At 68.5% G+C, this 11,635-nt stretch carries 10 protein-coding genes; all 10 read right to left on the bottom strand.

Annotated elements, in window-relative coordinates; translation table 11 throughout:
• Window positions 1–50: 50 nt before the first annotated feature.
• Complete coding sequence (locus P7L68_RS08150; RefSeq protein ID WP_372004044.1) at window positions 51–1,817, bottom strand: sensor histidine kinase; 1,767 nt, start codon at window positions 1,815–1,817, stop codon at window positions 51–53.
• 2 nt (window positions 1,818–1,819) lie between these two features.
• On the bottom strand, window positions 1,820–2,425 hold the full coding sequence (locus P7L68_RS08155) for a LuxR C-terminal-related transcriptional regulator (protein ID WP_372004046.1): 606 nt from the start codon (window positions 2,423–2,425) through the stop codon (window positions 1,820–1,822).
• A 53-nt stretch (window positions 2,426–2,478) separates the two neighbouring features.
• Window positions 2,479–3,348, bottom strand: a complete 870-nt coding sequence (locus P7L68_RS08160; protein WP_372004048.1) for a metal ABC transporter permease — start codon at window positions 3,346–3,348, stop codon at window positions 2,479–2,481.
• Window positions 3,345–4,205 carry a metal ABC transporter permease gene (locus P7L68_RS08165; RefSeq protein WP_372004050.1) on the bottom strand — a complete coding sequence of 287 codons (861 nt, stop codon included), beginning with the start codon at window positions 4,203–4,205 and terminating at the stop codon, window positions 3,345–3,347. Before P7L68_RS08165 ends, P7L68_RS08160 begins: the two co-directional genes overlap by 4 nt.
• A complete protein-coding gene (locus tag P7L68_RS08170; RefSeq protein WP_372004052.1) occupies window positions 4,202–5,116 on the bottom strand; it encodes a manganese/iron ABC transporter ATP-binding protein in 915 nt (304 codons plus the stop codon). The genes P7L68_RS08165 and P7L68_RS08170 overlap by 4 nt, the downstream gene beginning before the upstream one ends.
• Before the next feature lie 20 nt (window positions 5,117–5,136).
• Window positions 5,137–6,036 carry a metal ABC transporter substrate-binding protein gene (locus tag P7L68_RS08175; RefSeq protein ID WP_372004054.1) on the bottom strand — a complete coding sequence of 300 codons (900 nt, stop codon included), beginning with the start codon at window positions 6,034–6,036 and terminating at the stop codon, window positions 5,137–5,139.
• 131 nt (window positions 6,037–6,167) lie between these two features.
• Window positions 6,168–7,934, bottom strand: coding sequence for a peptidase M14 (locus P7L68_RS08180; protein ID WP_372004056.1), 1,767 nt, complete (start codon window positions 7,932–7,934; stop codon window positions 6,168–6,170).
• A 94-nt stretch (window positions 7,935–8,028) separates the two neighbouring features.
• Window positions 8,029–8,874, bottom strand: coding sequence for an ABC transporter permease (locus tag P7L68_RS08185; protein ID WP_372004058.1), 846 nt, complete (start codon window positions 8,872–8,874; stop codon window positions 8,029–8,031).
• A gap of 12 nt (window positions 8,875–8,886) precedes the next feature.
• The gene (locus P7L68_RS08190) at window positions 8,887–9,810 is read right to left on the bottom strand and encodes an ABC transporter permease (protein WP_345959238.1); all 924 of its coding nucleotides are present in this window, start codon (window positions 9,808–9,810) and stop codon (window positions 8,887–8,889) included.
• A 249-nt stretch (window positions 9,811–10,059) separates the two neighbouring features.
• Window positions 10,060–11,598 (bottom strand): ABC transporter substrate-binding protein, encoded by a 1,539-nt coding sequence (locus tag P7L68_RS08195; protein WP_372004060.1) that lies wholly within the window; start codon window positions 11,596–11,598, stop codon window positions 10,060–10,062.
• Window positions 11,599–11,635: the final 37 nt, after the last annotated feature.

Here is an 11,635-nt window from a genome sequence, read left to right on the forward strand (position 1 = left end):
AATACGCTCAGGCGCGTAATTCGCGGGGCCGGACGGCGGTTTTCCGCGCCTCAGCGGCCGCGGTGGGGAATGCTGATGGTGAACACGCTGCCACGCCCGGGCCGCGCCCGGATATCGAGCCCGAAGCCGGACTGCGCCGAGAGCCGCTGGACGATGTGCAGGCCCAGGCCGAAGCCCTCGACCTCGGCTGCATGGCTGCCGCCCTGGACGAAGGGGGCGAGCAGGCGGTCGCGCTGCGCGGGGTCGATGCCGGGTCCGTCGTCATGGACCTCGATCAGGATCGCGTCCGGCCGATGCCGTACCCCGGCCACCACACGGCTGCGGCCATAGCGCAGCGCATTGCCGATCAGATTGTCGAGGATCCGGGTCAGGACCAGCTGCGAGGCCTCGATCCGGGCGGAGGTGGGCATCAGGCGGAGCCGCATCCGCTTCGCCGCGGCCTGGGAAGCGTGGCGTTCGGCCAGATCCTCGAAGACCTCGGCCAGGTCGAGCGGCAGCACACCCGGCGTGCGCCGCGCGCCCTGGATCAACTCGTCGAGCATCAGCCGGGTGAGATCGAGCGCCCGGTCGACATGGGCCCGGACCCGGCGGTTGTCCTCGTCGTCGCGCATGGCGGTGAGGGCCAGGCGGATCGATTGCAGGGGTTGGGCGAGATCATGGCCCGAGGCGGCGAGTTCCAGCTGTCGGTCATGGGCGATGCGCAGTGCCTGATACTTGTCGACCTCGGCGCGGGCGAGTTCCTCGGCATCGATCAGCCGCAGCCGCAGCGCCGTTTCCGCCTGTGCACGCGCAACGCGCACCCGGTCGGCCAGGGCGCCGGCGAAACAGGCGGCCTCGATCAGATAGCCGAGTTTGGGATAGAGGAAGACATCGCCGCCGGGAAGCGGGACGCCCCCGACCACCCCGGCCCCGAAGGCGAGGTTCACGAACAGCACCAGGGCGGCGGCGCCGGCCAGGAAGAAGCGGGCGCCGGCCACCCCGTCCCGCACGGCACCCAGCCCTGCGATCAGCAGCAGGGGCGTGTAGAGCACCGAGAGCGCGAAAAGCGGCGCCAGCTCTCCGGTCAGGAAGAAGGCCGCAAAGCCTGCGGGCACCGCGGCCACGATCAGAAGCATGGCCCGGCGCAGCCGCGGCGCCCGCCGGCGCAGATCGAGCAGACGGATGGTGAAGGCCAGATGGGCGAGTTGAACCCCGCCCGTGAACAGGATCGGCGCCACCTGGTTCCAGGCGGGTGCCTGCGGCCAGAGATACATGAAGCCATAGCCGCCGATCTGCGCCAGAAAGGCCAGCACCATGGCGCAGGTCGCCACATAGAGCAGATATTCGGGGCTGCGCAGGGTGAAAAAATGCAGCAACGCCACCACGATCATCGCCACGAACAGGCCGAGCAGCACGCCGTCGAGCAGGTGCCGCGCCGCCTGCCAGCGGTCGTACTCCGCCGCGGGGCGGAGCCGGAGCTGCAAGGGCGTGTCGGCATGCAGCCGGTAGCCGACCACCAGCGTCGACGCCCCGGCCTGAAGCTGCACGGGCAGGGCCAGCATCGGTGCCGCGATCGGCCGTGTGGCGAAACCGCTGTCGGGGGTCTGGACCAGCAGCAGGCGGCTCTGCCCGCCGTGATCGAGCCGGACCAGCAGCGCCTCGACATCGGCGACCCCGAAGCTCAGGACGAAATCCCCTGGCGCCGTCGCCTCGACGGGCAGGGAAATCCAGCGCAGCGGCCCGGTTGCAGGGGAGGCGGCGGCGGTGCCGGTGGCGACGAAGACGAGCGGCAGCAGGCGGAAGATCACCGCGAGCACCCATCCCGCCCGGCCGGCCATGGTCAGATCAGCCCCAGTTCGGTGGCGCGGTTGATCGCCTGGGCGGCGCTGCCGACGCCGAGCTTGCGGAACAGGTTCTCGCGATGCTTGGCGATCGTGCGGTCCGACAGGTTGAAGCGGGCGGCGATCTCGGCATTGCCCAGCCCCTGGCAGACCAGCCGCAGCACCTGGTATTCGCGCTGGGTCAGCGAGAGCGCGTCGGCTCCCGCCGCGATCCCCTCGCGGATCGCCTCGGGCAGCACCTGCCGGCCGGCGGCGACCGCCTCCAGCGCCCGGAGCAGCGTGTCGGCATCGCCCGCCTTGGGCAGCACGGCATCGGCACCGGCCTCGACCAGCCGGGCATGCAGCACACCCGATGTGGTGCCGGTCAGGATCACCACCTTCAGCGCGGGAAACCGCTTCTTGAGCCAGGCGGTGACCGAGGTGATCTCGGCGCCCGGCATCTGGTAGTCCAGCACCGCCAGATCCGGTTCATGCGCCTGGACCAGGCGCCCGATCTCGCTGCCCGATGCGGTTTCGCAGACGATACGATGCGGGGTGCGCGCCTCGATCAGCATGCGGATGCCATCGCGGAAGATCTCGTGATCATCGGCGAGAAGAAGCTTCATGCGCGCGCTGCACCCCGGGTCCTGGTCGCGGCACCGGGCGGGCCGCGGGATGTTCACGATAGCCGTATGCCGTGATCTGCGCCATGCCGGCCGCGTGCTGCCATCGCCGCCCGTTGACCGGATATCGTGAAGGCCGCCACGAAGCCGGCCGCCAGCAGCAGCACGATGGTCGGGGCCGGCGCCGCATCGATGTAGAAGGCGGCAAGCAGCCCCGCGACCGAGGCGGCGGCCGCCACCGCCACGGCCACCAGCAGCATCCGCCCAAGGCTGCGGGTGACGAGCAGCGCAATGGCACCGGGGGCGATCAGCAGGGCGATCACCAGAATGATGCCGACGGCGGCCAGGGCGCCGACCACGGTGGCCGAGATCAGGCAGAGCAGGCCGTAATGCAGGAACCGGGTCGGCAACCCGACCGCCCGTGCCTGCACCGGGTCGAAGGCATGAAGCTGCAGGTCGCGCCACCTGACGACGATCGCCCCGGTCGTCACCAGCGCGATCGCCGCCGCAAGCAGGATGTCGGCACGCGCGACGCCCAGCATGTCGCCGAACAGGATATGGTCCAGATGCACATCCGGGCGGATCCAGACATGGAGCACCAGCCCCGCGCCGAACATGCCCGAATAGACCACGCCCATCACGGTGTCGGGCTTCACCCGCGAATGTTCGCGGATATAGCCGGTGCCCGCGGCACAGGCCATGCCGGCGGCAAAGGCACCTGCGACATAGGGCAGACCCAGCGCGTAGGAGACGACCACCCCCGGCAGCACGGCATGGGAGATGGCATCCCCCAGCAGCGACCAGCCTTTCAGCACCAGAAAGCAGGAGAGCAGCGCCGCCGGCACCGCCACCAGCAGAGAGATGACCAGGGCATCGGCCATGAAGCCGAAGCGGAAGGGGCCGATCAGGGCATCGATCGCGGTCATGCGGCATCCCCTCGGGCAGACGACATCCGGCGCCGCCGGGCGGCGATCAGCCCGTGGCGGGGGGCGGACAGGAAGGCGGCCAGAAAGACCAGGGTCTGCAGCACCACGATGATCCCGCCGGTGGCGCCGTCCAGGAAATAGCTGGCATAGGCGCCGATCAGGCTGGTGAGGGACCCGATCAGGGCGGCGATGATCAGCAGCCTTGGGAAGCGGTCGGTGAGCAGGAAGGCCGTCGCGCCCGGCGCCACCACCAGCGAGATCACCAGGAAGGCGCCGACGGTCTGGAGTGCCGCCACGGTGGCGGCGGCGAGCAGGGTGAAGAAGACGAGCTTGAGCCGGGTGACCGCAAGCCCGATCGAGCGGGCATGGACCTCGTCGAAGAACACCACCATCAGGTCCTTCCAGGTCACGGCCAGCACGGCAAGCGTGACGGCTGAGATCAGCACCAGCTGGAGCGTGTCGTCGGGCGTCACCGCCAGGATGTTGCCGAGCACGATCGCCTGCACATCCACCGGGACCGGCGAGACCGAGACCATGAACAGGCCGAGCCCGAAGAAGGCGGAAAAGATCAGCCCGATCACCGCATCTTCTTTCAGGCGGCTGCGGCGGCGGATGAACAGCATCGCGCCGGCCGCGAGCCCGCCGGCCAGGAAGGCCCCCAGCGAGAAGGGCAGGCCGATCATGTACGCGCCGGCCACCCCCGGCACGATGGCGTGGGAGAGCGCATCGCCGATCAGCGACCAGCCTTTCAGCATCAGATAGCAGGAGAGCAGGCCGCAGACCCCGCCGACCAGGGCCGAGACCCAGATCGCGTTGACCATGTAGTCATAGGCGAAAGGGGCGAGCAGGGCGGTCATCGCGGCACCTCCACATCCCCTGAGCCGTCGCGGCGGGTGGCGGCGCGGCCGCCACGCAGCAGCAGCGGCCGCTCGTCATCGGTGATCACGCCCAGCGACCGGCCATCGGCACTGGCCGCTTCCAGCACCACATGACGGAGCGCGCCGCCGAACGCCGCTTCCAGATTGCGGCGGGTGAAGACGTCGGCCGTGGGGCCTGCCGCCAGGACGGTTCCCCTGACCAGCACGCAGCGGTCGCAGAATTCGGGCACGCTGCCCAGATTATGGGTGGAGACCAGCATCACCCGGCCCTCGTCGCGCAGGGCTTCGAGCAGGGCGATGATCTGGTCTTCGGTGCCGACATCCACCCCGGTCATGGGCTCGTCGAGCAGGATGACCCGGGCATCCTGGGCGATGGCGCGGGCCAGGAAGACCCGCTTCTTCTGCCCGCCCGACAATTCGCCGATCTGGCGGCGGCGCAGACCGGTCATGCCCACCCGTTCGAGTGCGGCCGCGACGGCGGCATGGTCCCGCGGTTTCGCCCGGCGCATCGGCCCCATATGGCTATAGCGGCCCATCATCACCACGTCCTCGACCAGCACCGGAAAGGTCCAGTCGACCTCCTCGCTCTGCGGCACATAGGCGACCAGATTGGCCTTGAGTGCCTCTGAAGCCGGCCGGCCGAGGATGCTGATCCGCCCGGCTCGCGGCCGGACCAGCCCCATGATCGCCTTGAACAGCGTCGACTTGCCGGCACCGTTGACGCCGACCAGCGCGGTGATGCTGCCGGTGGGGATGCGGAAGCCGGCATCATGGAGCGCGGTGAGGCCGTTGCGATAGGTGACGGTCACGCCCTCGACCTCAAGGCCGGCGGTGGTCACCGGAAACCGGTCGCGGGCACGCGCGGCGGTGCGCGGGAAGGGGAAGTTCATCGCACGGGCATCCTGTCGGATCAGGGACGGGAGAGTTCGTCGGCGATGCGGCCGGCGGTGACGCGAAGCAGGTCCAGATAGGTGGGCACCGGTCCGCCGGAGTCGGTCAGCGAATCGACATAGAGTACGCCGCCATAGCGCGCGCCGGTCTCTCGCGCCACCTGACGGGCGGGATCGGGTGAGACGGTGCTTTCCGAGAAGACCACCGGAATCCCATGTTCACGCACCGTGTCGATCACCCGACGGACCTGCCGGGGTGTCCCCTGACCATCGGCGTTGATCGGCCAGAGCCAGACCTCTTTGAGGCCGAAGTCGCGGGCGAGATAGGAAAAGGCGCCCTCGCTGGTCACAAGCCAGCGCCGGTCCGCGGGCAGGGCCGCCAGCCTTTCGCGGATCGGGGCCGCCACCGCATCGATCCGGGCCATATAGGCCGCCGCATTCGCGGCATAGGTTCCGGCATGGACCGGATCGGCGGCCGACAAGGCGTCGCGGATATTGGCGACATAGATCTTCGCCGCGTCGGGCGACATCCAGGCATGGGGGTTGGGCTTGCCCTCATAGGGCCCCTCGGTGATGCCGATCGGGGCGATCCCGTCGGAGACGGTCACCGACGGCACATCCCCCAGATTGCGCAGGAACTTCTCGAACCAGAGTTCGAGGTTCAGCCCGTTGCGCAGCACCAGACCGGCCCCCATCGCCCGGCGGATATCGCCGGGGGTCGGGCTGTAATTGTGGATGTCGGCGCCGGGTCTGGTGATCGAGACCACCTCCGCCGCTTCGCCGGCGACATTGGCGGCGATGTCGGCGATCACCGTGAAGGTCGTCAGAACCTTCAGCTTTTCCGCGGCACGTGCCGGCTGGGCGACGGTGCCCAGCATCAGAAGGATGACCAGAACGGCGGCGAGGGGGCGCGTGCCCATGGCGAGGCCTCATCAGAGAATGATACGCATTCTCAGATCTACGCCTCTCTCCGGGATTTGCAAGTTAGAATTATTCTTAAAATATGATGTGCATCTGCCCCGAAGGGCGACCTGCCGCGAAGGGCGGGGGCTTATGCCCCCGCAATCTCCTGCCAGGCATCATAGGCGGCCAGCACCGCCCGGGCCTGGGCCTCATGGGCCAGCCGGAAGGCATCGCCATAGACGGTTTCGTCGGGATATTCGGTGATCAGCGTGACGGCGGGCACCTGTGCCGGCTGTTCCGAGACCATGCAGGGGAAGCCGTCGATGACCTCGAAACCCAGCCGGCCGGCATGGATTTCGTAGAGCGCGATCTGTCGGGCGTTGAGCGCCGCCAGTTCGGGCAGGCGGGCGAGTTCGGCGGTCACCCGGGTCAGCAGCCGGCGGGCACGCTCTTCCCAGCCCGGATGATGGCGCAGGATCAGGAAGAAGCCCTTGGGCACCGTCCACATCTCGAAACCGCGCGGCACATAGCCGGTCAGCGGCCGGGTCCATTCATGGGACGGATAGCCGTGCAGGTTGAGATGAAGATCGGCGCCGGTCCGCGCCCGCGCCTCGGCGCGGATTGCGGCCTCGTAGAGCGGCCCGGTCTGGCCGCGCCCCGTCTGCTTGCGATATTCCAGATCGTCGCCCAGCGCCGTATAGCGCGCCGCATGATGCATATGGCGGGGCTGGCTCTGCGTCAGCTGCCGGTGCATGGCATAGCCGTCGGGGTTCTCGACCGGGGCGATGGTGAAATGCGCGGTCGGTCGGGCGGCGAGCAGGGCGGCGGCACGGATCGCCCCGGCGACGCCCGAGACCTCGTTGGCGTGCTGGCCGCCGCTGATCATCACCGGATGATCGCTGCCCCGGCGATGCCGGGCGAGCACAGGCCGGCCTGCGCGGGATCCGGCGACGAAGACCTCGCCGCCGATCCGGTCGAGTTCGGCGCGGAGCCGGGCCATGCCGAAGGGGGCTTCGGCCTCGTGCAGCGGCTGGTCGGGCCAGTCAGCCTCGCCGGTATCCAGTGGCCGGGTCTCGATCCTGAGGCGCACGGACCCGTCGGAGCCGCGTATGTCGGGCAGGATCCGGCCGGGCTGAAGGTCGCGGGCGCCGATCGGCCGGCCGGAATGGCGCTGGAAATGTTCCAGCAGCGAGAAATACAGCTCCTCGTGCAGCGCCTCGTGCAGGCTGATCACCTCTTCGCCGACCGGCAGGCGGGTATCCTGGCCCGGCAGATCGACGCGGATCTCCAGGGTTTCGAAGAAGGGCTCGTCCGCCCCCCAGTCCCAGGCCGCGATCACCGCCATGGCGCGGTGAAAGAGGGCCTCGTAATCGGTTTCCAGCCGCTGGTCGATCCGCCGGCCGTCGGGATGGGCAAGCTTCAGCCAGCCGGTGGGCGACAGCCGCATCTGGCCGACATGGTCTTCCGCCAGATGGTTGGGGGCGGGCAGGGTGAGGTCGGTAAGGCTGCCATCGGCCGCTTCCAGCCGCAGCCGGTAGGCGGGCATGGCGCCCGCCGCCACGGCTTCGGGCACCAGATCCAGCCGGGCATCGCCGATCATGCCGGCCAGGGGATAGGCCTCCAGCCGGAAGCGGTTCTCGCCCGCGTCCGGCACCACCGGATAGCCGAGTTCGACCCGGGCGAAGGGGCCGGCGGCGCGGGCATCCTCGACGAAGAAGCCGATCAGCGGCTTGTAGGCCGGGTGCAGCCGGGCATCCACCCCCGCCGCCCGGAAGCGCGCCTCGGCGGCGCGGCGCTGGCCGGCATCCTCGAACAGCCAGGCATCCAGGCTGGCGCCCCGCCAGTCGGGGGTGGCGTAGGTGGCGAGCAGCCGGTCGAGGGTGCGCTCGAAGGTCTGGTCGATGAGCAGCGTCATGTCCGGCTCCGGGGGACGGTGGGGGAGGGGGCAGGCCAGATTCGGGTCAGGCCAGATTCGGGTCAGGCCAGATTCGGGTCAGGCCAGATTCGGGTCAGGCCTGGGTGCGGCCGGTGGGATCCAGGCGGTCGCGCAGCCAGTCGCCCAGCAGGTTCAGCCCCAGCACGGTCAGCAGGATGGCAAGGCCGGGGAAGACGCTCACCCACCAGGCGTTCTGCAGATAGGTGCGGCCGTCGGCGAGCATGCCGCCCCAGCTGGGGATGGTCGGATCGACCCCCAGCCCGAGGAAGGTGAGCGAGCTTTCGAGCAGGATGTTGGTGGCGACGTTCAGCGTCATCAGCACCACCACCGGCCCGGCCAGATTGGGCAGCAGGTGGATGAACAGGATCTTCGCATCGCGCACCCCGATCGCGCGGGCGGCATGGATGAATTCGCGGTCGACCAGAGAGAGCACCGAGCCGCGGACCAGGCGGGCATACTGTACCCACTGGGCGGCGATCAGCAGGATGATGGTGTTGGTGAGCCCGCCGCCGACGATGGCGATGAAGGTGATGGCGAGCAGGATGAAGGGCAGGGCCAGCTGCACATCGGCGAAGCGCATCACCACCATGTCCCAGAAGCCGCGGTAGTAGCCGGCGACCAGGCCCATCACCACGCCGATCACCACCGCGCCGACCACCGAAGTGAAGCCGACCAGCAGCGAGATCTTGCCGCCGGTGATCACCCGGGCGAGCACGTCGCGGCCGAGCGGGTCGGTGCCGAGCGGATGAGCCCAGCTCTGGAAGGGCAGGGTCAGCCGGGCCATCAGGTTGATTTTTTCGCCGCCGTCGGGGAAGAGCAGCGGCGAGAGCAGCACCGCGGCGGTCATGCCGCCGGCGAGCAGGAGGCCGAGGACCAGCTCCAGCTGCGGGCCGCTTTTATGTGTGCGGGCGCGTGCCATGGGTCTCGTCTCCTAGCGGGTGCGGATGCGCGGATCGATCAGGCCATAGGCGATGTCGACCAGCAGGTTGATGGCAACGATGAGCAGGGCGAGCACGGTGATCACCGCCTGCAGCACCGGATAGTCGCGGCCGGCAACGGCATCGAAGGCGAGCGTGCCGAGGCCCGGCCAGTTGAACACCCGCTCGATGACCACGATGCCGCCGAGCAGCCCGCCGAACTGAAGGCCGAAATAGGTGATCAGCGGGATGGCGCAGTTCCTGAGCGCGTGCTTGTAGAGCACCTTGCTCTCGCTCAACCCCTTGGCGCGGGCGACCTGGACATACTGGGCGCGGAGCGTTTCCAGCATGGCGGTGCGCACCAGGCGGACATTGGTCGCGGTCAGGATGATGCCCATGGTGACGGCCGGCATCACGAAACTCAGGATCCCGTCCATGCCCGAGGGCGGCAGCCAGCGCAGCGTGATCGAGAAGACCAGCACCAGCATGATCGCCAGCCAGAAATTCGGGAAAGACAGGCCGGTCAGCGACAGGATGCGGATCACCTGATCGGCCGGCCGGCCGCGATTGACCGCGGCATGGATGCCGAGCGGGATGGACAGCGCGATCGAGACGATCATTGAGGTGAAGGCCAGCGCCAGCGTCGCCGGCAGCGCCTTGGAGACCAGCAGCGAGACGGAGGTGCCGCCCAGGAAGCTGCGGCCCAGATCACCGGTGACGAGACCGGTGACGAAATCGAGATATTGCGACAGGAAGGGCTCGTTCAGACCCAGCGCCTGCCGGATGTTGTCGAGGTCCTCCTGGGTGACGCTGCCCGCCCCCTGCGCCAGCATCAGCGCCGGATCGCCGGTCAGGCGGATCGCGAAGGACACCGTCAGCGTCACGGCGAAGAGGACGAAGATCGCCTGCAACAGGCGCTTGAGGAGAAAGCCGGCCAAGGGTCAGCCTCCGGAGGATGGATCGACGAAAGACCCGCCGGACCCGAAGGCCCGGCAGATCCGCGATGGTACTTGTCGTCAGGCGCCGTGCTGCCCCGAAAGCTGCCGGGCGCTTCGCGCCCCAGCCGCCATTGAGGCGGCGGCCAAGGGTGCGGAGCACCCGCCCGGCGAGGGCCACACAGACCCCCGCCATTGAGGCGGCGGCCAAGGGTGCGGAGCACCCGCCCGGCGAGGGACTGAACTAACGACTCACTCCACCGTCACGCCGGTCAGGCGGATGCGGTTGTCCGGCGGGGCCACGAAGCCCTTGACGCGCTTGGAGACGCCGTAGATTTCGTTCAGGGTGAACAGCGGCATTTCCAGGGCGCGGTCGGCGGCATAGGCGGCGATGCCCTGCAGCACCTTCTCACGCGCCGGTACGTCGGTCATCGACCGCTGGCGCTCCAGCAGCGCATCCAGCTTCGGATCGCTGTCATAGGGGTTCCAGCGCTCGCCGGTGTGGTACATCAGATAGGCGGTGTTGTCGTAGTCGAGCGTCCAGCCGCCCCATTTCTGCTGGAACATCGCGCCGGTCTTGCCCTGCGGGATGATGTCGTTCAGCAGCACATTGGTCTCGTAGGGCTTGATGGTGGCGTTGATGCCGACCATGCCCAGATAGCTGGCGACCGCCTGCGACACCTCGGCGAAGGTCGCGTCATTGCCGCGGATGTCGATCTGCACCTCGGCACCCGGCTTCACGCCGGCGTCCTTCAGCAGCTCCTTGGCCTTGGTCTGATCGAAGGGCAGCGGCTTCATGTTCGGGTCGTAGCCGAAGGACAGCTCCGACTGGAAGCTCGCGATCTGCTTGGCCTGGCCGCCCAGGATCGCATCGATGATCGCGCCGCGATCGACCGCCATGATCATCGCCTTGCGCACGCGCGGATCGGCGGTGATGCCGTCGCGGGTGTTGAAGCGCAGCGCATAGACCGTCGGGCTGGTGACGCTGACCAGGTTCAGGTTCTGATCGGCCTTGATGGTGTCGACCATCGAGATCGGGATGGTCGGCGGGATCACCACGTCGACCCGGCCGGCCTGGAGTTCGGCAACCGCGGTCGCAGGCTCGGCGATGAAGCGGTAGGTGACCTTGTCGAGGGCGGGCGCCCCGTCCCAATAGTCGGCGAAGGGCTCCAGCGTGACCGAGACCTTGGGGTCATAGGCGGTCATGCGGAACGGGCCGGTGCCGACGGGATGGGCGTTGACATAGGCCTCGTCGTGTTCGGCCGTATATTTCGGCGGCACGATCATCGCGCCATAGCCGGCGAGCTTGGTGATCAGCACCGGATCGGGCTGCTTCAGCACCAGGTCGACGGTGTGGTCGTCGATCACGTTGACCCGGTCGATGACCGCGTAGTTGGAACGCTGCGGACCCTTCTTGCCTTCCTCGCCCAGCAGGCGGTCGAAGGTGAACTTCACCGCCTGAGCGGTGAAGGGCTCGCCATTGTGGAAGGTGACGCCGTCGCGCAGCTTGAAGCGCAGCCGCTTGCCCTCGTCCAGAATCTCCCAGCTGGTGGCCAGCGCCGGCACGATCTTCAGATCGGGCGTGCGATAGACCAGGCCTTCATAGACATTGGTCGCAACCGACGACCAGTTGACCAGGAAGGTGTCGATCGGGTCCCAGCTGCCGGGATCCTGGGGCGAGGACAGCGTCAACGTGCCGGCGGCAGTGGCGGAAGCGGCCATCCCGAAGGGCAGGGCCGCTGCCAGCGCTGCCGTCAGCAGCAGGCGCTTCGTGGTCTGAAGATGTCTCATGCGTCGTCTCCGCGTGGAAGTGCGAGTGGACGTTGGC

The sequence above is a fragment of the Tistrella mobilis genome (genome assembly GCF_041468085.1).
Lineage (GTDB): Bacteria > Pseudomonadota > Alphaproteobacteria > Tistrellales > Tistrellaceae > Tistrella > Tistrella mobilis_A.

What these genes read in the sequence shown, in the direction of transcription:
- P7L68_RS08155 (WP_372004046.1), bottom strand. Translation starts at nt 2,425, where the DNA reads ATGAAGCTTCTTCTCGCCGATGATCACGAGATCTTCCGCGATGGCATC.
- P7L68_RS08160 (WP_372004048.1), bottom strand. Translation starts at nt 3,348, where the DNA reads ATGACCGCGATCGATGCCCTGATCGGCCCCTTCCGCTTCGGCTTCATG.
- P7L68_RS08185 (WP_372004058.1), bottom strand. Translation starts at nt 8,874, where the DNA reads ATGGCACGCGCCCGCACACATAAAAGCGGCCCGCAGCTGGAGCTGGTC.
- P7L68_RS08170 (WP_372004052.1), bottom strand. Translation starts at nt 5,116, where the DNA reads ATGAACTTCCCCTTCCCGCGCACCGCCGCGCGTGCCCGCGACCGGTTT.
- P7L68_RS08180 (WP_372004056.1), bottom strand. Translation starts at nt 7,934, where the DNA reads ATGACGCTGCTCATCGACCAGACCTTCGAGCGCACCCTCGACCGGCTG.
- P7L68_RS08150 (WP_372004044.1), bottom strand. Translation starts at nt 1,817, where the DNA reads ATGGCCGGCCGGGCGGGATGGGTGCTCGCGGTGATCTTCCGCCTGCTG.
- P7L68_RS08175 (WP_372004054.1), bottom strand. Translation starts at nt 6,036, where the DNA reads ATGGGCACGCGCCCCCTCGCCGCCGTTCTGGTCATCCTTCTGATGCTG.
- P7L68_RS08165 (WP_372004050.1), bottom strand. Translation starts at nt 4,205, where the DNA reads ATGACCGCCCTGCTCGCCCCTTTCGCCTATGACTACATGGTCAACGCG.
- P7L68_RS08195 (WP_372004060.1), bottom strand. Translation starts at nt 11,598, where the DNA reads ATGAGACATCTTCAGACCACGAAGCGCCTGCTGCTGACGGCAGCGCTG.